Below are 21,908 nucleotides of genomic sequence, written 5' to 3' on the forward strand. Positions count from 1 at the left end.
CGTCAGCGGCCTCGCCTGCGCGCCAGCCGGAACCGGCTGGCATACGCATGTCGTTCATCGCGCGGCCTCTTTCTGCGCAGCTTGCGTAAGCGGCGCATCGACCCATTCCGCGCCGCTATCCGGCACGGCCAGGAAGCGTCGATACAACTCGTCCTGCGTCGCCTGCACATTCAAAGACTTGAACTGCTGCGGATAGAACCACTTCGCAAACGCCTCAATCGCGACGATGTTGTACGGCGAGTCGTAGTAATTGTGCGAAATACCGTGCACGCGGCCATCGTGAATCGCCTTGATGGTGTCGAAGCCCGGACGCGCGACCAGTTGCGCGAGGCTCGCCTGCGCATCGTGTTCGCTGGTTTCCGCGCCCACGCGCAGGGAGGCCAGGCCCGGCTTGGTGCGGCTGCCAGTGGCGATGTAGACATCCGGCTTCGACGCGATCACCTGCTCCATGCTGATGTCGCCGAGCACGCCCGGCAGCAGACCGGCGGCGATATTGCGCCCGCCCGCCGCATCGACGAATTCGCCGAAGTTGCCCTTGCCCGCCGTATGGCAGCAGCCGGCGTCCCAGACGCCCGCGAGCATGTCGACGAACACCTTCGGGCGCTGGTTCTCGGGAATCGTCTTGACGACGCTCTCCACCGCCGCGAGATGCTGCTGATAGAACTGGATATAGGCATCGGCCTGCTGCTCGCGATGCAGCACCTGGCCCAGCAGCTTGATGCTCGGCAGCGTGTTCTGCAGCGGATGCACGCGGAAGTCGATGAACACCACCGTCGTGCCGGTCGCTTCCAGTTGCTTCACGAGCGCGTTGTAGCGGCTCGGACCGTGGCCCGCGACGCTGAAAATCGCCACATCCGGCTTGAGCGCGAGGGCTTTCTCATCGCTGATGCTGTCTTCGGTGGCCTTGCCGATCAGCGGAATCGTGCGGATTTCCGGGAACTTGTGCGCGTAGGCATCGTAAGTCTGCGGGTCCATGGTCGGCAGATCGCCTTGCCAGCCGACGATGCGCGCGAGCGGCTTCGGCCCTTCGAGCAGCGCGACGGCGGACAGCAGACGGCTCTCGCCCAGCAGGATGCGGTGCGGATTCGCGGGAATCTTGACGGTGCGGCCCGCGAGGTCGGTGACCGTCAGCGCTGCGGCCGGCGAAGTTGCTGCGAGCGTTGCCGACGTGGCAACATTCGCGTCGGCGGGCGCGGCGGGCGTTGTGGCATAGGCCGCACCGGCCATCAAAACCGCGCCAGCGACGGCGGCGGCGCGCATAAGGTGAACGGAAACGCGGCGCATCGGCATGATAGAATTCATAAATGAGAACGATTGCTATTTGCAGCCGACACTTTAGCGGCGCGATGTAATGGCAATGTGTTGAGAAGCGGCCCTTTTGTAATGGAATGTGTTGGCAGCGTTCGCGAGGGCTGCGGCAAAGAAGCGAATCCACGATGGACCACATCCTCGTCGTCGACGACGACCCCAATATCCGCCAGCTTTTGCGCGACTATCTGCGCGACATGGGCTACGAGGCGAGCGCCGCCTGCAACGGCGCGCAGATGAAGCAGATCCTGCGGCAAACGCGCATCGACCTGATCGTGCTCGACCTGATGCTCGACGGCGAGGACGGCCTCGACCTCACGCGCGACCTGCGCCGCGAAAACGCCGTGCCGATCATCATGCTGTCCGCGCGCGGCGGTTTGCTCGACCGCATTCTGGGTCTGGAAATGGGCGCGGACGACTATCTGCCCAAGCCTTTTGATCCGCGCGAACTGGTCGCCAAGATCAAGGTGGTGTTGCGGCGCACGCGCGCCGTGCCCGAACCCGCGTCGAATACGAACGGTACGAACGCGGCGAAAAGCCGTCATGCCGATGCCAGCGCCTTCGTCACTTTCGCAGGCTGGCGCCTGGACACGCGCATGAAGCAGATGCTTTCGCCCGAAGGTGTAGTGGTGTCGCTCGGCGGCTCCGACTACCGCACGCTGCGCACCCTGCTCGATCATCCCAACCGGCCGCTGTCGCGCGAATATCTGCTCGATCAGGTGTTCGATAAAGGCCACACCCCGCTCGACCGCTCCATCGACGTGTGCGTGAGCCGGCTGCGCCATCACCTGAAGGATTCGGCGCGCAATGCCGCGCTGATCCGCACCGTGCGCAACGAAGGCTACATGCTGGTCGCCAACGTGGCCTACGAAGCGTGATCACGACACTGCGCACGACATTGCGCCGCCTCGTGTGGCCGGACACGCTGTTCGGCCGCCTCGTGCTGATCCTCGCGGCGGGTTTGTTCGCCGGCCAGTTGCTCACCAGCACGATCTGGTTCGACACGCACGACAACCGCACGCTGGAGATTCCCGCGCGCCTGTTCGCGAGCCGTCTCGCCGATACGGTGCGCCTGCTTCAGCATGCGCCCGATGCGGCCACGCGCGACGTGATCCGCGACGAATTGAGCGACTCGCGCTACACGCTGCGCTGGATCGCGGGCACGCCGACGGATCTTCCGCCCTTCGCCACGCCGCGATCGCTCACGCTGCGCGCCACGAGCGGACTCATCTCCGGCGTCATCCAGAAACGTCTTGGCGAACCCATCGAAGTACGTCTGCTCGATGCACAGATACGCGACGACGCCGGGCGGCATCGCGGCATCCTGAGCCTGTTCGATTCGCGCATGCCCACAGGTGATTTCCACGTACTCCTGAACGTTCCGGGACAAGGCTGGCTCGACGTGCATTCGAACGAAGGCCAGGCGGGCATGCATTCCGAGCGCGGCGAACTGGTGTTCGACTATCTGCTGCGGATCTATCTGCTGCGCTTCGCCGCGGTGTGCGCGATCGCTTTTGTTGCCGTGCGCTTCGCGCTCGCGCCGCTGCGCCAGCTCACGCGCGCCGCCGAAGCGCTGGGCCGCAATATCCACCGCGCGCCGCTGCCCGAAAACGGGCCGCAGGAAGTGCGCAGTGCGGCACAGTCGTTCAATGCGATGCAGCAGCAATTGATCGGCTATCTGACCGAACGATCGCGCTTTCTCGCCGCTGTTTCGCACGATCTGCGCTCGCCCCTCACGCGCCTGCGACTGCGCGCCGAAATGTTGCCCGACGCCACATGGCGAGAACGTCTACGCAGCGATCTCGACGATATGGAAGCGATGGTGCGCGCCACGCTCGACGTCGTGCAGGGCGTGGAAATTGCCGAGGCGCGCCAGAAGATCGATCTCGATTCAATGCTCGAAGGACTGGTGGAAGATGCGCGCGAAGCAGGTCTGGCGGCCAGCGTCACGGGCAGCACGCGCGCGCCGGTGAAAGGTTTCGCGCGCAACCTTAAGCGCTGTTTGCAGAATCTCGTCGACAACGCCATTCTCTATGGCGGACAAGCGCGCATTAGCGTGCGCGATGAGGGCCATCAGGTGCGCGTGTGCGTGAGCGACAATGGCCCCGGCATTGCCGATGCCGCGTTGCTCGAACGCGTATTCGAGCCGTATTTCCGCATCTCCGCCCAGCACGATGCAAGCAGGAGCGGCGGCACGGGCCTGGGTCTCACGATCGCGCGCAGCATCGCCGCCGCGCACGGCGGCACGCTCACGCTGAGCAATCGCATCGAGGCCGGCCGCATCGCCGGGCTCGATGCCGAACTGATCCTGCCACGCGACGATTGATGAATCGTCGCGCAAAGCCGCCTTAAAACACGTAGCGGGCGCGCAGATAGTAAAATCCGCCGTCGATGCCGATAGGCGAGGTCGTCGTGTCATACACCGCGCCTGCGTATTGCGCTGCGACCGGCAGTTTGCTGGGATAGGCGTTGAACAGATTGCGCGCGCCCACCGCCACATTGAAATGCTTCGTGACGCTGTAGCGCGCCTCGATATCGGTGGTGTATTCGGCCTTGTTGGTGAAAGGAATAAAGACCGTCACCGATCCCGCATTCGGTCCCGTGCGATACGACTCCTGCGCAGACGTGCTGCCATAGCGCGTTTCATGCAGCGAAAGCCCCCATTTCCCGTAATTCCACACGCCGCCCAGAATGATCTTGTTCTTGGGCGTGCCCGTGGTCAGATAGGCGATCTGCTGCGCATTCAACAGCGGCTTGCCATTCGCGCCCGCCGCCAGCCGCGTGAGCGAAGTGGTGTTGAAATTGATGCCCAGATCCCAGTCGATGCTACCGTACTGGCCCAGATACGTGCGATACGTGGCGGCCAGATCGAGGCCGCGCGTGCGCGTATTTGCGCCATTGGTGAAGTAGCTCGCGGATATCGCCGAAGCGGGAATCCCCAGTGGGGTCGAGAATCCCGCCAGCCCGATTGCGCTGATGGCCGCTGCGCCCGTCTGCGAGCCGCCTTCGACAATACGGTCGCGAATATCGATCTGATACGCGTCGATCGTCACGTTGAGATCGCGCGCGGGCGTGAGCACAAGGCCGATGTTATAGCTGGTCGACTTTTCCGGCTTGAGCGCCTGTGCGCCCAGCGCGCGCGCCGCAGCCGAATTGGCGGCGAGCAAGGCGAATGCCGAAGTGGGCGTCGGGCTGATCGTCGTATAGTATTCCTGAGCAAGTGAAGGCGCGCGAAAACCGGTGCTGACGCTGCCGCGCAAAGCGATCCACGGCGTGAAGTCGTAACGCGTGGCAATCTTGCCGTTGGTCGTATCGCCCACATCGCTGTAGTGCTCGAAGCGCCCCGCCAGATCGATGCGCCATTTGCGCGTGATATTCGTCGAGAGATCGATATAAGTGGCCAGTACGTTGCGCGTATTGTTGCTCTCGCTCGCAGGCGGCAAGCCCACCAGCGCGGGTGTGCCGCCATACAGATACGAATACGGCTCGCCCGCGCCCACCGAATACCCTTCGATACGCTGCTCCACCCCAAACGAAACGTTCAGCGGTGCAGGCAGGAAGCCCAGATTGAAGGGCCGCGTGAGATCGAGGTTATTGGTCCATTGCGTATCCGCCTGGCGGCCGATATAGAACTTCGTGGGCGTTTGGCCCGTGGCCTGATAAAGCCCGATATTCGCCGACGACGCTTGACTGAAATTGGCGTTGTCGCCGCCATAGGTCGAACTCAAATCCCATTTCCAGCCCAGCAGATTGTCGCCTTTCGCGCCAAGCGTGACAGAGAAGTCGTTTTCGCTCAGCAGATCCTGCGGCACGAAGCCGTTCGGATAAACACCGGGCAGCACGCTCGCGCCGCGCACGGTCTGATAGCTGGCCGCATCGCGATGTGCGTAGGTGCCGAAGCCGTACAGCTGCACGTTGTCATTCAGAAAATAGCCCGCGTTGAAGCCCACGACCTGGCGCGTGCTGGCCGGATCGCCGATATATTTGTTGCTGGCTTCGCCGGCCAGCGCGCCGGTATGCGCATATTGCTCGGTGCGATTGGTGTGATTTTCGCGCGACACTTCGGCGCTCAGATTCAGGAAGCCGCCTGGGCCTAGCGCGAAACCATAATTCGCGGACGTGCTCTGGCGCAACCCGTCGCCCTGATACGTCTGCCCCGTGAGACTTTCGATGTAACCGCCCTTGGTATCCGATTTCAGAATGATATTGATGACCCCGGCGATGGCATCGGAGCCGTATTGCGCCGCCGCGCCATCGCGCAGGATTTCCACGTGATCGACGGCGCTCACGGGAATCAGGTCGATGTCCACGCCGGTGGAGCCTTGCTGCGGGCCGGGATTGAGCGAGATTGTCGCGGTCGAATGACGGCGCTTGCCGTTGACGAGCACCAGCACCTGGTCCGGCGTCAGTCCGTGCAGCGTGAGCGTATCGACCAGCGCCGCCTGCGCGCCGCCCATCGCCTGCCGCTGGATCGCGGGCGAAAGCGAGACCAGCGCGTCGCGCAGATCGGTCTGGCCCGTGCTCTGCAATTGCGCGGCCGTAATCACGTCGACGGGCGTAAGACTGCGCGTGGCCTTCGTGGCCGTGCGCGTGCCTGTCACCACGACGCGGTCCTGCACCTGCACGTCCTGCTTCGACGACGTTGCGTCTGCCTGTGCAGCGTTACTCGCGTTGTTGCCGCCAGTGTTTTGCGCCTGCGCTGCCCCTGTCCATGCCACTGCGGCGATGGCTATCGACATCGCCCGATACGGTGTTCTCATTGATGCCCCGACCCGAAGATTAGTAAGAGATGCTTCGCTATCTGGAATATGGAATAGCGCGTCATCTTGTCCGGGCTCGGGCCGCCGCTTCAACTAATTAATTCTGCGAAATTCATGATTAAAGCGCGGGATAGTGTCGATGCGGTTTGCGTAACGCGGCGTTTGTCGGGGTGCTCGTGTGCTGCGGCATCTAAAGCGTCCACGATGCCGGCGTCAGGCGACGCCATGATTGCTGATTCGATGCATCGTGCGCACGAATGCGCGAGGCCAGGAGGCTTGCTCGCCGCTGACGTTGCTGGCTGCGTGAGTGTTAGTAAATGGTGTGATTGAGCGAAGTCAGCAGACTCGCAAGACGCTGCGCCTCGGGCATGCCCGGCTGCCCGACGAATGGCGCGTATGGCGTCAGCAATGCAATCGCTTCGCGTGTCGCGCCTTCCTGCGCGAGCGACGCCGCCAGATCGAGGGCCGCACGCAGCGCCAGCAAACGCGCCCCCTGCTCGTGCGCCAGTTCCATCGCTTCTTTCAAGGTGCGCCGTCCCGCATCGATGTGTCGCGATACGCCTGCCCTACCCGGTTTCGCATGCCGTTGTGCCCGCAACAATTCGATCACACCGCGCACGCGCAGCAACTCCGCCGCGAAACCGCTATCGCCGTGCGTAGTGCCGTGCCGCATTGCGGCTTCAAGCATATTCAGCGCGTCGTCGACACGGCCCGCGTCAGCCAGCGCCTGCGCGCAGACGGTCTCCAGCGGCCCCACCAGACGACGGAAATCGCGTGACGCCAGTTGCGCAAGTCCCGCTTCGAGACGCGCGAGACCTCGTGCTTTGCTGCCGGTTTGCAGATCGAGTTGCCCGGCAAGACATTCGCCATAAGCCTGCCAGCCTTCGAAGCGATGCAGCGCCGCCTGCGAGCGCAGCAGCGTCAGATGGCGTTGCGCTTCGGCGATATTGCCGCATGAGAGATGCAGCGGCACGACCACCACCGCCAGCAGATGGCAGAGCGTCGGCTCCAGCATGTCGGCGCGCACGTGATTGAGGGCGCGCTGGCTCAGTTGCAGCGCGAGCGCAGCGTCGCCTTCGAGCCAGGCGATACGCGCAAGCGTGCCGGTGCCGAAGATGCGCGGATCGACGGACAGGTCGCTATCCTCGCGCTGAGGCAGTCCGTTCGCGTACAGGCGATCGAGTTCGGCCAGCGTGCCTTCGAGCCGCTCCCGTGCCTGCCCAAGCTCGCCGAAGCAATGCAGCGAAGCCGCCAGCATCGCGCTCGCGCAGAGCTTCTGCCAGGCCGTGCCGGAGCGCGCGGCGCAGACTTCCAGCCGGGTGGCAAAGCGCAGCGAGGCGTGGATCTCGCCCGCGTTCATCGCCGCGTTCCAGAGTCCCCAGAGCGCGCGGGCGGCAAACGTATCGTCGCCGCACGCCTGCGCGCGCGCGAGCACTTCGCGCCAGTGACGCGCAGCGTCGGCGGGCGCGCCGCCGGTCAACAACATGGTCGCCGCGAAGGCTGCGCGCACGCGCATGGCGCACACCGGATCGACCTTGGCGGCGGCATCGGCCGCCAGGCCATCGAGCGCGGCCAGCGCGCGTGCGGCGCGTTCGTGGCACTCGTGCACCAGCCCGGCGTCGAGCAGCGTGCCCACGAACGATCCGGCCAGCGCCACGCCCAGTACCGCGTCTCCTTCAGACGAAAACGCCCAGTCCCATGCGCGCCGCGCGTCGTCGAGCGAGGGCCGCGCGCGCACGTGCATCGGATTGGGCGTGCGCGATGGCGCGAGCGCGGCGCGATCTTCGATATGAGGTTGCAAATAGCGCAAATGGCGCTCGCCGACGCTGCGCAACGCGCCTTCTTCGCGCAGCTTGCTCATCGCGTACGCACGCGTGGATTCGGTGAGACGGTACAGCGCAATCGCGCCGCGAAACTCCACCGCGAGCAGCGATTTGGCGACCAGTTCCCCGAGCGAAGCGATCACCGCGGCGACGGGATCGTCCGGCTCGGCAGCCACCGCGCACACTGCTTCGAAGGTGAACGCGCCCGCGAAGAACGCGAGATTGCGCAGCAGCGCACGCGCGTGGACGTCGAGCAGCGCATAGCTCCAGTCGAAGGTTGCGCGCAAGGTCTGCTGGCGTGGCGAGGCATCCCGCGGGCCGCCGCTGAGCAGATCCAGCCGCTCGTCCATGCTGTGATGCAGGCGCGCCGCCACGCCCTCGATGCCAAGCGTCGCCACGCGCGCCGCCGCCAGTTCGATGGCGAGCGGCAGCCCATCCAGGCGGCGACAGATATCGGCCACGAGACGAACGCTCGCCGCGTCGTGGCCGCAGGCGGGCGCATGGCTGCGCGCGCGTTGCAGGAACAGCGCGACCGCGCCGTGCGCGAGCATTGTTTCCACGCTTGCACCTTCGGGCGGCACGGCAAGCGGCTCGACGCGAAAGAGCGTTTCGGCGCGGATCGCCAGCGGCTCTCGGCTCGTCACCAGCACGCGCAGCGCCGCGCAGGTCGCAAGCGTTTCGACCAGCGCAGCCGCGATGTCGATCACATGTTCGGCGTTATCGAGCACGAGCAGCGCGCCTTGCGGAGGCAACAGTTCGCGGATCGCTTGCAGCAGACGCGCTTCGCTGCCGATCGCATGCGGACCGATCTGCCACGCGAGCGCGAGCGCCGCCAGCACGGCTTCGCGCGTTTGCGCCGAAGCCAGTTCGACGAAACGCACGGCTCGTGCGCCCGATTCGCCCATCGCATGCGCCACTCGCACCGCGAGCGCGGTTTTGCCGACGCCGCCCGCGCCTGCCAGCGTGAGCACCGGCGCTTCATTGAGTTGGGCAAGGATGCGCGCGACTTCGTCGTCGCGGCCGATCAGCGGCGTGGCGTAGATGGGCAGATCCGCGCCCAGGCGTGGCTCGCCCTGCGCATTCGGATTATTGAAGGCCGCGGGTTCGCCCACGCGCTTGACGAGCAGATAGCCGCGCCCCGTGACGGTCTTGATGAGTTCGCGATCCTCGCCCAGCGCCTTGCGCAGCGCGGCGATATGCACCTGCAGGCGGTTTTCCTCGACGATCTGCCGAGGCCAGACCGCGTCGATGATGTCGTCCTTGGCGACGATTGCGCCATTGGCGCGATACAGCACCTCGAGGATGTCGAAGGCGCGCGAACTGATGCGCAGCGCACGTCCGTCGCGGCGCATCTCGCGTTGCTCGAAATTGATCCGCACGGCGCCAATCTTGATCACTGCCCTCTCCTGGAACCACCGGGATGCAGCGCGGGCATTCAGCCGCGCGCCGGAAAAGGCGAGGCAAGCCTCGCCGCGAACGATGGCGCGAGCGGATTGTAAGCGATCAATTCGCGTGCGTAATGAATTGAAATGCTTTCTGTATCAAATTAGAGGGCGGGATCAGTCAAGATCGGCGCATATCTGCAAATTCAGGCCAGCGCGCCGATTCAGACGGCGGGCGCGCCCTACACTTCGGCCTTGCCCGCGCGCTGCTCGCGCCTGATCGACCAGATCACGCCCAGGTCGCGCAGCGGACGCGGCGGGATATAGCTGGCCGTGCCCTGAATCAGAAAATCGTCGGCCAGTTCGCTGCGCTCGCCAAGCGCCAGTTCCGCGATCAGCCGGCCCGCCGCCGTGTGGCGCACGATCCCCGAGCCGTTGCAGCAGGCCGCCGCATAGACGCGCTCGCTCACCTGGCCGAACGCGGGCGCATGGTTGTGCGAGATGCCTAGCCAGCCCATCCAGAAGTGCTCGATCTCCAGCTCGCCCAGATAAGCGAAGCGGCCCGCCAGCAACTGCGCATGCTGGGCGCGCGCGGCGCTGCGGCGCGCCTCGTCGGTACGTAGCGTTGGCGAATATTCGAAGCCCTGACGAATCAGCAAACGCTTGTCGGGCGTGAGACGCAGTGTCGATCCGGCCACGCCGTGCGCGGGCGTGATGCCCCAGCTCGCGTCCGTGCCGAGCTTCGCCAGCTGTGCAGGCGTGAGCGGCTTCGTGAGGCTCGCGAACAGCAACATCGGAATCTGCCGGTTCTCGAACACGCCGAACGACTGCGCAAACGGATTGACCGCCAGGATCAGCTTGCCGAAGCGGATACTGCCGCGTTCCGTGCGCACATAAGGCGCGTTGCCGCCGGTCTCGATCTCGATCACGGCCGAATGCTCGTAACGCGACACGGTGGCAGGCAGGCTGTCGGCGAGACCACGCACCAGCGCGGCGGGATTCATCAGGCAGGTGCCTGGCGTGTAGATCGCCGAGTGGTAATAGGGCGTGCCCAGACGCTGCGCGAGCGCGTCGCGTGTGAGCGTTTCGTATGGCTCGCGCCAGGCATCCAGATTCGCGGCGTAGCTGCCAAGCGCGCTTGCCGCCACGCCCCCGGTGACTGCCGCGTGATAGCGGCCGCGGCGCTCCCAGCCGCAGTCGATGCCGTGCGTTTTGATCTGCTGTTCCAGATCCGCCATCACGAAACGGTTGACGCGGGTCGCGCGACGGCCCTGCTCCACCGATGTCGCCGAATCGCCAGGTACATGCGGCAGATCGATTGCGAAGCCGGAGTTGCGCCCCGAGGCGTTTTCGCCCACCGCGCCGCTGTCGAGCAGGGCGATCGAGTCGGCCGGGCGGAGTTCGGCCAGCCGCCGCGCGGCCGCGATGCCCGCGTACCCGGAACCGACGATCACCCAGTCGAACGTGTGCTCGCCTTCCAGCGCTGCGCAAGGAGTGCGTTTGGGCAACAGGGCGCTCCAGCCGTTGGTGCGGTCGTCGGCGGGCAAGCGCTTGATGTGGCGAGGCATGGCAAATCCAGAAAGTGCGAGTTGAGGCAGGGCATGACGGGGTCAGAGCATGGAATCCAGGGCGCTCTGATTGCTGCGACTATCGTCACTATACAACAACAATAATTTATTATTGTTATTGTATAGCTACCATACGTCATTGGACGGGCGCGAGGGACTTGTCAGAAAGCAGAAGTATTTATTATTGTTTGCGCATGACAGATCACGCGAAAACCCGGACGACGCCTCCGCACCGCGCGCGCACGCGCGTCCCCCAGACCGAGCGCATCGAAGCCACCCAGCGCAAGATCATTGAATCGGCGCAACGCCTGCTGCGCGAGGAAGGCTTCAAGAGTGCGACGCTGCAAGCCATCGCACGCGGCGCGAAGGTTTCGTTGGGCGCGCTTCAGCATCATTTCGAGAGCCGCGACGCGCTGATGGAACGCCTCGTCGACGAAGCGCTGGCGCCGCTGGGCGGGCGTGACGGCGCGGGCAATGTATGGCCGGACCCGGCGCTGCCCCTGCGAGAGCGCGCGCAATTTTTCGTCGAGCAGTCGTGGACGCATATCTATGGTGCGACCAGCTATGTGACTGCCTGGAGCCTGTTCTTCGGCTGCAAGGCCACGCCGTCGATCTTCAATCGCATCGACACCAAACGCACGGTCGAGGACGAGCGCTTCTTCGGCATGTTCGTCGATGCCTTTCCCGAGCTGCGCGCACATCATCCTTATCCGAAGGGCTTCGCGGCTTCGGTGTTTGCGACGCTGCGCGGCGCGGGCGTGTTCGAACTGTTCGACATCTCGATCGCGGAACGGCACGATGAATTGCAGGCGCTGGTGGAAACCATCGTGCGCGCGTGTCTACCGGTTATGGCCGAAAGCGCCCCGAGGCCGGTGAAAAAATCGCCTGGCTCCGGCGCGCGGCGCAAGAACGGCGCTGCTGTTTGATCACAGCATTGGCCCAAAGCTTAAATTCGAGCAGATCGGGATTCCGATTGGCGCCGTCCTCGATCCCGCTCACCCCAACCACTGCCGCGCCCGCTCCTCCAGAAAGCCCACGAAACTCCGTATCTTCGGCAGCGGTTGCCGGTCTTGCCGATACAGTGCATGCACCGGCCGCGCGGCTGGCGTCGCCTCCTCCAGCACGCTCACGAGCCGCCCGTTCGCCAGATCGTCCGCAACGAGAATCGACGGTTGCAGCAGCAGTCCTGCGCCATGCAGCGCCGCCTGACGCAGCGCGAGGCCGTCGTTCGAAAGGAACGTCGTATCCGCGGGCCAGCGGTTGTCGCCCGCCAGCCGCCAGCCATTGCGCCGATCCCAGACCGAATGCCCCAGGCACCGGTGCGTCTCCAGCTCCGCCAGCGTGCGCGGCGTGCCATGACGCGCCAGATAATCAGGCGACGCGCAGATCGCCATGCGATACACCCCAATCGGCCGCGCGATCAGGTTCAGATCGTCATTCAGTTCGCCGATACGGACCGCAACGTCGAAGCCCTCGTCGACCAGATCGACCACGCTATTGCTTAACTCCAGGTCGATTCGCACCTGCGGATGAGCGTTCTGATAATCCGCCGCGAGCGGCGCAATCACGCACGCGCCCAGCGTGGTCGCAGCGGTGATGCGCAGACGTCCGCGCGGCTCGGCGCGCAGGCTCTCCACCGACGCCTCGGCCAGCGCCAGCTGCTCCAGCACCTTGCGGCTCTCTTCATAGAAGCGCCGGCCCGCGTCGGTGAGGCTCTGCGCACGCGTGTTGCGCTGGAGCAGTTGCGCGCCCAGGTGCGTCTCCAGTTGCCGCACGTACTTGCCCACCATCACCGGGCTCAAGTCGAGTTCACGCGCGGCAGCGCTGAAACTGCCGCGCTCCACGGCGCTCACGAACACCTCCATGCTGCGCAGCCGATCCATGATTGCTAACCCAGAGTTTCAACTGAACGAAATTATCGTCCATTTATTCTTTATGGTGTCAGGCGGATAGTGAGGTTTTCGCCGTTCATATAGGGAGAGTCGCAGATGAAGATCATCGTGGTGGGCGCCAGTGGCGCTGTCGGTCGTGCCGTGGTCGAAACGCTCAGCGAAGGCCATACGGTCCTGACCGTGGGCCGCAATAGCGGCGATTTCCGCGCCGACATCACGCGCGACGACAGCGTCGAGGCGCTGTTCAAGGAGGTCGGCAACGTGGACGCGATCGTGTCGGCGGCCGGGCATCTGCATTTTGGCCCGTTCGCGGAGATGACCACCGCGCAATTTAATTTCGGACTGCAGGACAAATTGCTCGGGCAAGTGCGGCTTGCGTTGATCGGCCAGCACTATCTGAATGACGGCGGTTCGATCACGCTGACGAGCGGCATCGTCGGCGAGGAGCCGATTGCCCAGGGCGTGAACGCCACCACCGTCAACGCCGCGCTGGAAGGCTTCGTACGCGCCGCCGCCACGGAATTGCGCCGCGATCGCCGCATCAACGTCATCAGCCCGACCGTGCTGACCGAATCGCTGGACGCCTACGGCCCGTTCTTCCCCGGCTTCGAAAGCGTGAGCGCGAAGCGCGCCGCGCTGGCCTACAGGCGCAGCGTCGAAGGCGTGCAGACGGGGCGCGTTTTCAAGGTGTATTGAGGTTCAGGTTTGTGCGCGGCGCTTCGCACTCTGTGTGCGCTTGCTTGTGCGTGCGCCGCGCCATGTCACAGCGCAGACGAATACCCCCGCGGCAAGCAATATCGAACTGAGCAACGTGAAGAGCGAAGCCCATATCCATCGATCCCAGAACGCATCCACCATCGCGCGCTGGGGATTGTGCGGGTCATAGAGCACGTCGACTTTGTCGCTCCATCTGCCACCGCTTGAGGACGACCCTTGCGCGAATGTGTATTGGCGGCCATCGGCGGCAACGAATTCGACGATCGCGGAGTGGAGATGGGTCGCGCTCTGTGTTCGACTGACACGCTCCTGACTGTCGACGACCGTGCCTGAAGCGCGCCCGTAGTTGCGCGTTATTTCGATCTGGTGGAAAAACGACAAGGCGGCCGCGACAGCGCCCAATGTTCCGAATGCGATCAGCGCGCAGCCAATCCGCATCACCTCCCGATCGCGCGCCGCGCGTCGCGCCGCCATCGACAGTTTGCTGCTCACGTTACGAACGCCGCCGCGCCGATCCGAAACGCGAACGAACACCCCAATAGCGGCAAACACCACGCCAAGTAGAGCGAGAATGACCACTCCGAACCAACGCTCGCCAAATGAGTCGATGATGACGCTGCGCGCGCCATTCGAGGGGTCGTAATAGATTGTCACTGTGTCGCCAGGGTCGTCGACCGGTTCGGTCGATTCGAGCCGTCCACGCACGCTGACAATCTTGCCGTCCGGGGTGACGCAGCGATAAATGCTTGCGTAGCGATCGAGGCCGACTCCCTCGTGGCTGAATCCTGCGACGACCGCTTCGGTCCGTGTCATGCCGCGCGTGGCGGCAACCGACGACCAGCACCAGATCGCGGCGCCCACCAGCATCAATACGCCCAACCAGAGGAAAACGTTGAGGCCCAGACCTCGTTTGACTGCTTGCGGAGACGGTGTACTCATGAGGAATCAGGCGTAAGAGGCAATCAATACCCTGAAGAATACCTGCCCCTAAGCCGATACCCGCACCTCCGCGTCCGCACGCGCAAGCAGCCCGCTGCAACGCGCCGACAGATTCGCAAACGCCACGTGCTTGCCCGCGCGCTCATAGCGCGCCTGCACCGCTTCGAGCGCGGCAATCGCCGAGTGATCGGCCACATGCAGATGCGCGCAATCCAGCCGCACCGCGTCCGGGTCGCGCGCCGGATCGAACAGCGCCTGGAACTGCGCCGCCGATGCAAAAAACAGCGTGCCGCGCAGCGTATAAACGCGCTCGCCTGAAGGCTCGTCGCGCATTTCGCAGCGGAATTCGCGCGCGTGCTGCCACGCAAAATTCAGCGATGCGATCACGATGCCGCACAGCACGGCAGTCGCGAGATCGGTACAGACGGTGATGACCGTCACGGCAACGATCACCAGCGCGTCGTTGCGCGGCACCTTGTGCAGCACGCGCAGCGAACCCCACGCGAAGGTCTGCCCTGCCACGATAAACATCACGCCCACCAGCGCCGCAAGCGGAATGCGTTCGATCAGCGGCGAGAGGCACAGGATAAACAGCAGGATCATCACGCCGCTCGTCACGCCCGAAAGACGCCCGCGTCCGCCCGAGCCGAGGTTGATGACGGTCTGACCGATCATCGCGCAGCCGCCCATCGCGCCGAACATCCCCGCCGCGATATTGGCCGCGCCCAGCGCCACGCATTCGCGATTAGGCTGGCCGCGCGAATTCGTCACGTCGTCGGTGAGATTGAGCGTGAGCAGCGTCTCCAGCAAGCCGACCAGCGACATCAGCACCGCATAGGGCAGCACGATGCGCAGCGTCTCCAGATTCATCGGCACGGCGGGCAGGCTGAACGCGGGCAGGCCGCCCGCGATGTGCGCCATGTCGCCGAGCGTACGCGCGGGCAGATGCAGCAGCGCCGCCGCCGCGCCCACGCCGACAATCGCCACCAGCGCGGGCGGCACGGCTTTGGTGAGACGCGGCATGACGAACACGATCGCCATCGTCAGCGCGACGAGGCCCACCATCAGCGCGAGCGCCTGGCCGTGCATCCATTCCATGCCGTTCGGCCCTGGCGTCTTGAAGTGCTCGAACTGGGCGCGCGCAATGATGATCGCGAGGCCGTTGACGAAGCCGAGCATCACCGGATGCGGGACCATGCGGATCAGTTTGCCCAGCCGCAGCGCGCCGAACAGGATCATCAGCAGGCCGCCAAGAACGACCGTGGCGAACAGATATTGCGCGCCGTGCTGCACCACCAGCGCGACGATCACCACCGCCATCGAGCCCGCTGCGCCGGAGATCATGCCGGGTCGGCCACCGAACAGCGCCGTGATGGTGCAGATGAAGAACGCGCCGTAGAGACCCATCAGCGGGTTCAGATGCGCGACCAGCGCGAAGGCAATGCATTCGGGCACGAGCGCGAACGACGAGGTGATGCCGGCGAGCAGTTCGCTGCGCACGGTTGTGAAGCGACTGGAGAAACGGCTCAGGCCGGAACGGGCGGATTCCATGGTGCGAGTCGGTTGGCAGATGAGCGTCGATAATGCCGATCACGCGCAACGCGAGCAGGCGCAAGCGCTGTGGCGCTGGCAGCCTCGCGGAGGAGCGACCGGAATCGACGGAGAAAAAAAGCGGCGCGGACGGCATCGGCGATGCGGCGCGGCCTGGACGGACGAAAGCGCGGATTCTACCGGATTCCCGGGCGATGCGCCGCGCGCCTTACAGCAGCGCAAGCCGCACGAGCGGCCCAAGTGGTTACCTGAAATAGCCACAAATTGGTCATTTCGCATAGCCGCATCGACGCCTACCATGCGTTCCATCGACTCCATCGCGCCACCCGGCGCGCTCACTTCCCGAGGAATACCATGCAACAGCGTCTGGACTTCTATCGCGCCAATCCGCCCGCCATCAAGGCTCTGCTCGCCCTCGAAGAACGCATCGAGAAAAGCAGCATTGAAAAGCCGCTCGCCGAACTGGTGCGCCTGCGCGCCTCGCAGATCAACGGCTGCGCCTACTGCGTGGACATGCACGTCACGGACGCGCGCAAGGGCGGCGAAACCGAACGGCGGCTGGCCACCGTGGTGGTCTGGCGCGAAACGCCCTTCTTCACGGAACGCGAACGCGCCGCGCTGGCCTGGACCGAAGCGCTCACGCTGGTCTCGCACGACCATGTGCCCGACGCCGTCTGGGAAGCCGTGCAGCCGCATTTCAGCGAAGCGGAAATCGTCGACCTCACCTTGCTCATTAACGCGATCAATAGCTGGAACCGCTTCGCGATTGCCTTCCGCAAGTTGCCCGCTTAAGGAGCGCGTCATGACGCTTCGCTCTTCTTTCGCGCGCGCCGCCGCGTCGATCATCGGCATGGCCGCGTTGTGCGGCGCGTGTTCCGCCTTCGCGCACGACATGAATGACGCCGATATGCACGCCGACACGGCCAGCGAGAAAATCGCCCCCGTGCTCAAGCAGGCGATTCCCGAAGCGCCCGGCAAGAACGTGCTGATCGCCACCGTTACGTTCGCGCCGGGACAGGACTCCCAGCCGCATATGCATCCGGGTTCGATCTTCGCGTACGTGACGCAAGGGCATATCGAATCGCAGCTGGAAGGCTCGCCCGCACGCGTCTATGGCCCCGGCGAGGCGTGGTATGAGCCGCCCGGCGCGCATCACATCGTCGCTCGTAACGCCAGCAAGACGGAGCCCGCGCAGATTCTCGTGTTCGCTATTGCGGGCGAGCACGATCCCATCAAGAAGCCGCTGCCGCATTGAGCGCGACCACGTTCAGGGCGCGCGCTTCCTGCTCGCGCGCCGCCTCGAACAGGCGCACGCACATGAAATCGACGAAGGCGCGCAGACGCGGCGACGGATGGCGGCTGGACGGCCAGACGATCGAGAACTGGCCAACGGTCGTTGTGTACGCATCGAGTACGCTCGCCAGCGTCCCCGCCGCGAGCGCGTCGCGCACCAGAAAATCCGGCATATAACCGATGCCAAAGCCCGCCACCACCGACTGCATCAGCGCTTCCATGTTGTTGCAGACGAGCGCGCTGCGCAGTGCGGGCAGCGCTTCGCCGTGCGTAGCAAGCTCCCAAAGCTGCAATTTGCCCGAGTCCGGAAAGCGGTAGCGCACGCACGCATGCGCCGCGAGATCGGCGAGCGTGTGCGGTGCACCCGCACGCGCAAGGTATTCAGGCGACGCGCACAGCACATGGCGAAACGGCCCGAGACGCCGCGCCACGAGGCTCGAATCGCTGAGCGTGCCGCTGCGGATCACAGCGTCGAAACCGCCTTCGATGACGTCCACCATGCGGTCGTTGAAGTCCAGATCCAGTTCAATCTCGGGGTAACGCGCAGAGAAATCGGGTAACGCTGGCAGCAGAAAGCGATAGCCGATAGCGGGCAGACTCACGCGCAGCCGCCCGCGCGGCGTCTGCGTAGACGCGGTCAGCACCGCCTGCGCATCGCTCAATTCGGTAAGGATATGGCTGCAACGCTCGTAAAAAAGCCGCCCTTCTTCGGTGAGCGATATTTTGCGCGTGGTGCGATGAAAGAGCCGCACGCCCAGCGACGCCTCCAGCTTCGCGATGGCCTTGCCGACCGCCGACGCCGAAATGCCCAGCGCCCGTCCTGCCGCCACGAAGCTCAGCGCCTGCGCGACGCGCACGAAGGCAACGATTGCGTTGAGATTGTCCATATCCGCTATTTTCGCTGTCGATCCGGGAATTCGATTCCGCAATGTTCGGAACGCCGCCCTGTTTTTCCGGCGTCGCATCGGCATTATCGTTCGTCGCTCCAGTGGCGCGCTTTGAAACCCTGCATGTAATCCGCTTTTCACGGCCGCCGAAGCCACTTCACAAGTCACTTCAGGAGCCACGATGGCGCACGAACCCCTCCATGATTCCAACGCCGATTCAAGACGCCGCGTTGCGATTCTCGCGGCGGTCTGCGTGGCGGCGCTGGCCATGCCGCTTGCGTTTTCAGGCGGCGCGGTGGCCACGCCCGCGATTGGCCGCGCGCTGGGCAATTTGGGCACAATCGCCACGCCTGGCAAACTCGCCGATCCCACCGCGCTGAACTGGATCACCAACGCCTTCATGCTGAGCTTCGGCAGCTTGCTGATGGCGGCAGGCGCGCTCGCCGATCTGTATGGCCGCAAACGCGTGTTTATCGCCGGTCTTGCGGGCTTCGTGCTCTGTTCGCTCGCGCTCGCCTGTGCGCCCACGCTCCTCGCCGTCGATTGGCTGCGCGGCGCACAAGGCGCAGCGGCCGCCGCGGCCTTAGCGGGCGGCACGGCGGCGCTCGCGCAGGAATTCGAAGGCCATGCGCGCACGCGGGCCTTCGGCGCGCTCGGCGCGACTTTCGGGCTGGGGCTGGCCTTCGGCCCGTTGATCGCGGGCGTGCTGATCCAGTACGCAAGCTGGCGCGCGATCTTCCTGAGCGGCGGCCTCGCCTGCCTGCTCTCACTCGCTTTTGGCACGCGCTATCTGCGCGAATCGCGCGACCCGCACGCACGCGGTATCGACTGGCCCGGCACGCTCAGCTTCACGCTTGCGCTGTCGAGCTTCACATTCGGCGTGATCGAGGCGCCTGTGCGGGGCTGGACGAGCGTGCCTGTCATCGCCCTGCTTGCGGCGAGCGCTCTGCTGGCCTGCGTCTTCGTCATCGTCGAAACGCGCAGCGCGCGGCCCATGCTCGATCTCTCGCTGTTCCGCTATCCGCGTTTCGTCGGCGTGCAAGTCCTGCCGATCGCCACCTGCTACTGCTATATCGTGCTGCTGGTCGTGCTGCCGCTGCGCATGATCGGCGTGGACGGGCTGCGCGAGATCGATGCGGGCTGTCTGATGATCGCGCTCTCCGCGCCGATGCTGGTGGTGCCGTTCGTGGCCGCGGCGCTGACGCGCTGGCTGTCGATGGGCATACTCTGCGCGGCGGGGCTGGTGCTGGCCGCCGCAGGACTGCTCTGGCTAGCCGTGGCGTTGCGCGCGGGACCGTATGCGGCCATCGCGCCGATGGCGCTGATCGGCATTGGCGCAGCGTTGCCCTGGGGATTGATGGACGGACTTTCGGTGAGCGTCGTGCCGAAGGAGCGCGCGGGCATGGCCACGGGCATCTTCAGCACCACGCGCGTGGCTGGCGAAGGCGTGGCGCTCGCAACCGTCAACGCTGTGCTGGCCGCGCTCACCGCGACGCATCTGGCGCAGCGCGTGCCAGGCGACCCGCTGGCGCTAAACGAAGCCACCGCCCGGCTTGCGAGCGGCGACCTTGCACAAGCCACGCTCTGGCTACCTGTTGCAGACACAACGACCTTGCAGCACGCCTATTCAGAGGCGTTCGGCACCGTGCTGATAGGACTTGCGGCGATTACGCTGCTCTGCGCGGTCATTGTGTTGGTCTTTCTCGGCGGACGGACGCGCACGGGCGACGCGCAAAGCGATGTGCTTGCGCAGGAACGCCAGCGCGCATGAACCCTCTGCTTACGCGGGCTGCGCCTCGCGCTCACGCTCCAGTTCGCGCACGAGCGGCAGCACCTTCTGGCCGAAGTACTCCACTTCCTCGATGAAATGCAGGAACCCCGCGAGCACGAGATCGACGCCAATTGCCTTCAGCGCAACGATGCGCTGCGCGATCTGCAAAGGCGTGCCGATCAGGTTGGTGCGGAAACCGTCGTTGTACTGCACCAGATCTTCAAAAGTCGACTTCGCCCAGTTGCCCTCGCCTTCGGGCGAGGCCTTGCCCGCTTCTTTCGCGGCGTGGCCGAAGGCCTGCACGGCCTCCACATGCGCGTTGCGCACGATATCGTCGAGCACGGCGCGCGCTTCTTCCTCGGTATCGCGTGCGATCACGAAGGCATTCACGCCAATGCGCACGCTATGGTTGTTATGCGCCGCCTTCACGCGAATATCGTCGATCTGCGCCTTGAGATTTTCGACCGTATTGCCGTTTGTGAAATACCAGTCGGACACGCTCGCGGCGTTGTCGCGCGCGGCGCGCGAACTGCCGCCCTGGAAAATTTCCGGATGCGGTTTCTGCACCGGCTTCGGGCTTAGCGTGTAATTGTTGAAGCGATAGAAGTCACCCTTGAAGGTGAAATCGTCCTCGGTCCAGATGCCGCGAATCGCGCGAATGAATTCGTTCGAGCGGCGATAGCGTTCGTCGTGTTCGAGCCACGGCTCGCCAATCGAGGTGAATTCGTCCTTGAACCAGCCGCTCACCACGTTAATGGCAATGCGTCCGTTCGAAATATGGTCGATGGTGGCCAGTTGCTTGGCAACCACGGCCGGATGCCACGGTCCCGGCAGAATCGCCGCGATTACCTTGAGTTTTTCGGTGGCATGCAGCAATGCCTGGCTGAACGAAACAGATTCGTGCTGATATTGCGCGCCGTACCCCGCGGTGAAGCGGATCTGGCTGAGCGCATAGTCGAAGCCCGCCGCCTCGGCTGTGCGTGCGAGCTTCTGGTTGTATTCGAGGCTCCAGTCGGTGCGCTGCTCGATCTTGCTGACGACAAGTCCGCCGCTCACGTTGGGCACCCAGTAGGCGAACTTGATGTCGTCGGCAGCAGGGGCGTTCTGGCTCATGATCGTGTTCCGTGCAGAGTTGCGATCACGCCATCTTTCGGGATTTGCACGCCGGGCTGAACGATTTTGTTCTGCTTTGGAAAGTTGAATTGCTGCTAATTGCGGCTTTCAGCCACATTCATTCGCAGCCTTCGGGTTTGGCGTTCCAGCGGCGAATCGCGCGATTCTCGCGGTCGAAACCCAGAATGCTGACCGACGCCGTATCCAGATACAGATGCGCGCCCAGCGCCGCCGAATCGCCCATCCAGCAGGCCGCCAGCACGCGCAGAAAATGCGCATGCGAAAACACGGCAATACGCCCGCCGTCGCCGAGCATCGTCAGCAGACTGTCGACCACGCCGCGCGCACGCGCTTCGATCTGCGCGAGATTTTCGCCTTCGGGAATGGCCGAATGCCAGACGCTCCAGTCGGGTTCGGTCTGGCGAATATCGGCGGTCTTGCGGCCTTCGTAGACGCCGTAGTTCCATTCGTGCAGATCAGCCGAGATCTGCACGCGCTCGCCCAGGCCTGCCAGTTTGCAGGTCTCGATGGCGCGCGACATGGGGCTGGCGAGCACGGTATCGAAATGCTCCGCAGCGAGCGGCTTCGCGAGCGCCTGCGCCTGTTCGCGGCCACGCGCCGTAAGCCCAATATCCGTGCGGCCTGTGTGCTGCCCGCTGCGGCTCCACTCGGTTTCGCCGTGACGGATCAACCAGACTTCGCGGGATGCGGGATGCGCGTTCGATTCTGCGGCCATGGGTTCACTCCGTGATGACTTCGACAGGGCCAATGATTTTACGGCAGCATGCCGCCTGCCGCACCCAGGCCACCCATTTTCATCGGACGAAAAAAACCGGCCATAAGGCCGGTTCGGAGAGGCTCCGGAGCGATGCTGCCTGCATCCGGAACCCGAGAGAATCGTTTT

Annotated in this window: 16 protein-coding genes and 1 pseudogene; 7 read left to right on the forward strand and 10 right to left on the reverse strand. The window is 64.4% G+C overall.

Features of this window, described 5'->3' with window-relative positions; all coding sequences use genetic code 11:
* Positions 1 to 54: 54 nt before the first annotated feature.
* Positions 55 to 1,302 (reverse strand): ABC transporter substrate-binding protein, encoded by a 1,248-nt coding sequence (locus F3J17_RS30730; protein ID WP_240161221.1) that lies wholly within the window; start codon positions 1,300 to 1,302, stop codon positions 55 to 57.
* Positions 1,303 to 1,436: 134 nt separating this feature from the next.
* Here F3J17_RS30730 and F3J17_RS30735 point away from each other — a divergent pair, with 134 nt between their 5' ends.
* Together F3J17_RS30735 and F3J17_RS30740 are read left to right on the forward strand one after the other, a co-directional pair.
* The gene (locus tag F3J17_RS30735) at positions 1,437 to 2,186 is read left to right on the forward strand and encodes a response regulator transcription factor (protein ID WP_167068467.1); all 750 of its coding nucleotides are present in this window, start codon (positions 1,437 to 1,439) and stop codon (positions 2,184 to 2,186) included.
* Positions 2,183 to 3,634: an ATP-binding protein gene (locus F3J17_RS30740; RefSeq protein WP_345891270.1), complete on the forward strand. Its 1,452-nt coding sequence runs from the start codon at positions 2,183 to 2,185 to the stop codon at positions 3,632 to 3,634. The genes F3J17_RS30735 and F3J17_RS30740 overlap by 4 nt, the downstream gene beginning before the upstream one ends.
* A 22-nt stretch (positions 3,635 to 3,656) precedes the next feature.
* Here F3J17_RS30740 and F3J17_RS30745 read toward each other — a convergent pair whose 3' ends face one another.
* The 3 genes from F3J17_RS30745 to F3J17_RS30755 all read right to left on the reverse strand — a co-directional run bounded on the left by F3J17_RS30745 (position 3,657) and on the right by F3J17_RS30755 (position 10,841).
* Complete coding sequence (locus F3J17_RS30745) at positions 3,657 to 6,047, reverse strand: TonB-dependent receptor (RefSeq protein WP_167068596.1); 2,391 nt, start codon at positions 6,045 to 6,047, stop codon at positions 3,657 to 3,659.
* Between the two features lie 331 nt (positions 6,048 to 6,378).
* Complete coding sequence (locus tag F3J17_RS30750; RefSeq protein WP_167068469.1) at positions 6,379 to 9,288, reverse strand: winged helix-turn-helix domain-containing protein; 2,910 nt, start codon at positions 9,286 to 9,288, stop codon at positions 6,379 to 6,381.
* 227 nt (positions 9,289 to 9,515) lie between these two features.
* A complete protein-coding gene (locus tag F3J17_RS30755; RefSeq protein WP_167068472.1) occupies positions 9,516 to 10,841 on the reverse strand; it encodes an FAD-binding oxidoreductase in 1,326 nt (441 codons plus the stop codon).
* A gap of 194 nt (positions 10,842 to 11,035) precedes the next feature.
* Between F3J17_RS30755 and F3J17_RS30760 the strand changes: the two genes are divergently transcribed.
* Positions 11,036 to 11,767, forward strand: a complete 732-nt coding sequence (locus tag F3J17_RS30760) for a TetR/AcrR family transcriptional regulator (RefSeq protein WP_167068475.1) — start codon at positions 11,036 to 11,038, stop codon at positions 11,765 to 11,767.
* Between the two features lie 69 nt (positions 11,768 to 11,836).
* Here F3J17_RS30760 and F3J17_RS30765 read toward each other — a convergent pair whose 3' ends face one another.
* Positions 11,837 to 12,724 (reverse strand): LysR family transcriptional regulator, encoded by an 888-nt coding sequence (locus F3J17_RS30765; RefSeq protein ID WP_167068478.1) that lies wholly within the window; start codon positions 12,722 to 12,724, stop codon positions 11,837 to 11,839.
* A gap of 105 nt (positions 12,725 to 12,829) precedes the next feature.
* Here F3J17_RS30765 and F3J17_RS30770 point away from each other — a divergent pair, with 105 nt between their 5' ends.
* On the forward strand, positions 12,830 to 13,429 hold the full coding sequence (locus F3J17_RS30770; protein ID WP_167068481.1) for a short chain dehydrogenase: 600 nt from the start codon (positions 12,830 to 12,832) through the stop codon (positions 13,427 to 13,429).
* 3 nt (positions 13,430 to 13,432) lie between these two features.
* Here F3J17_RS30770 and F3J17_RS30775 read toward each other — a convergent pair whose 3' ends face one another.
* On the reverse strand, positions 13,433 to 14,389 hold the full coding sequence (locus F3J17_RS30775) for a DUF3592 domain-containing protein (protein WP_167068484.1): 957 nt from the start codon (positions 14,387 to 14,389) through the stop codon (positions 13,433 to 13,435).
* 48 nt (positions 14,390 to 14,437) lie between these two features.
* The gene (locus tag F3J17_RS30780; protein WP_167068487.1) at positions 14,438 to 15,940 is read right to left on the reverse strand and encodes a SulP family inorganic anion transporter; all 1,503 of its coding nucleotides are present in this window, start codon (positions 15,938 to 15,940) and stop codon (positions 14,438 to 14,440) included.
* A 354-nt stretch (positions 15,941 to 16,294) separates the two neighbouring features.
* Here F3J17_RS30780 and F3J17_RS30785 point away from each other — a divergent pair, with 354 nt between their 5' ends.
* The gene (locus F3J17_RS30785) at positions 16,295 to 16,732 is read left to right on the forward strand and encodes a carboxymuconolactone decarboxylase family protein (protein ID WP_167068490.1); all 438 of its coding nucleotides are present in this window, start codon (positions 16,295 to 16,297) and stop codon (positions 16,730 to 16,732) included.
* A gap of 100 nt (positions 16,733 to 16,832) precedes the next feature.
* Positions 16,833 to 17,195: a cupin domain-containing protein gene (locus F3J17_RS30790; protein ID WP_240161224.1), complete on the forward strand. Its 363-nt coding sequence runs from the start codon at positions 16,833 to 16,835 to the stop codon at positions 17,193 to 17,195.
* Between the two features lie 43 nt (positions 17,196 to 17,238).
* Here the strand turns inward: F3J17_RS30790 and F3J17_RS30795 are convergent.
* Positions 17,239 to 18,120: pseudogene (locus F3J17_RS30795) on the reverse strand (LysR family transcriptional regulator); the annotation flags it as partial.
* Positions 18,121 to 18,301: 181 nt separating this feature from the next.
* Between F3J17_RS30795 and F3J17_RS30800 the strand changes: the two are divergent.
* Positions 18,302 to 19,891, forward strand: a complete 1,590-nt coding sequence (locus F3J17_RS30800) for an MFS transporter (RefSeq protein WP_167068499.1) — start codon at positions 18,302 to 18,304, stop codon at positions 19,889 to 19,891.
* 9 nt (positions 19,892 to 19,900) lie between these two features.
* Here F3J17_RS30800 and sfnG read toward each other — a convergent pair whose 3' ends face one another.
* Positions 19,901 to 21,004, reverse strand: a complete 1,104-nt coding sequence (gene sfnG, locus F3J17_RS30805; protein ID WP_167068502.1) for a dimethylsulfone monooxygenase SfnG — start codon at positions 21,002 to 21,004, stop codon at positions 19,901 to 19,903.
* 118 nt (positions 21,005 to 21,122) lie between these two features.
* Complete coding sequence (locus F3J17_RS30810) at positions 21,123 to 21,740, reverse strand: histidine phosphatase family protein (RefSeq protein ID WP_167068505.1); 618 nt, start codon at positions 21,738 to 21,740, stop codon at positions 21,123 to 21,125.
* Positions 21,741 to 21,908 lie beyond the last annotated feature (168 nt).

It is taken from the genome of Burkholderia sp. Ax-1719 (assembly GCF_011753055.1).
GTDB lineage: Bacteria > Pseudomonadota > Gammaproteobacteria > Burkholderiales > Burkholderiaceae > Paraburkholderia.

Coding starts and splice junctions, on each gene's coding strand:
- F3J17_RS30760 (WP_167068475.1), top strand. CDS start 11,036: ATGACAGATCACGCGAAAACCCGGACGACGCCTCCGCACCGCGCGCGC.
- sfnG (WP_167068502.1), bottom strand. CDS start 21,004: ATGAGCCAGAACGCCCCTGCTGCCGACGACATCAAGTTCGCCTACTGG.
- F3J17_RS30800 (WP_167068499.1), top strand. CDS start 18,302: ATGGCGCACGAACCCCTCCATGATTCCAACGCCGATTCAAGACGCCGC.
- F3J17_RS30785 (WP_167068490.1), top strand. CDS start 16,295: ATGCAACAGCGTCTGGACTTCTATCGCGCCAATCCGCCCGCCATCAAG.
- F3J17_RS30735 (WP_167068467.1), top strand. CDS start 1,437: ATGGACCACATCCTCGTCGTCGACGACGACCCCAATATCCGCCAGCTT.
- F3J17_RS30810 (WP_167068505.1), bottom strand. CDS start 21,740: ATGGCCGCAGAATCGAACGCGCATCCCGCATCCCGCGAAGTCTGGTTG.
- F3J17_RS30730 (WP_240161221.1), bottom strand. CDS start 1,302: ATGAATTCTATCATGCCGATGCGCCGCGTTTCCGTTCACCTTATGCGC.
- F3J17_RS30775 (WP_167068484.1), bottom strand. CDS start 14,389: ATGAGTACACCGTCTCCGCAAGCAGTCAAACGAGGTCTGGGCCTCAAC.
- F3J17_RS30765 (WP_167068478.1), bottom strand. CDS start 12,724: ATGGATCGGCTGCGCAGCATGGAGGTGTTCGTGAGCGCCGTGGAGCGC.
- F3J17_RS30770 (WP_167068481.1), top strand. CDS start 12,830: ATGAAGATCATCGTGGTGGGCGCCAGTGGCGCTGTCGGTCGTGCCGTG.
- F3J17_RS30790 (WP_240161224.1), top strand. CDS start 16,833: ATGAATGACGCCGATATGCACGCCGACACGGCCAGCGAGAAAATCGCC.
- F3J17_RS30780 (WP_167068487.1), bottom strand. CDS start 15,940: ATGGAATCCGCCCGTTCCGGCCTGAGCCGTTTCTCCAGTCGCTTCACA.
- F3J17_RS30745 (WP_167068596.1), bottom strand. CDS start 6,047: ATGTCGATAGCCATCGCCGCAGTGGCATGGACAGGGGCAGCGCAGGCG.
- F3J17_RS30755 (WP_167068472.1), bottom strand. CDS start 10,841: ATGCCTCGCCACATCAAGCGCTTGCCCGCCGACGACCGCACCAACGGC.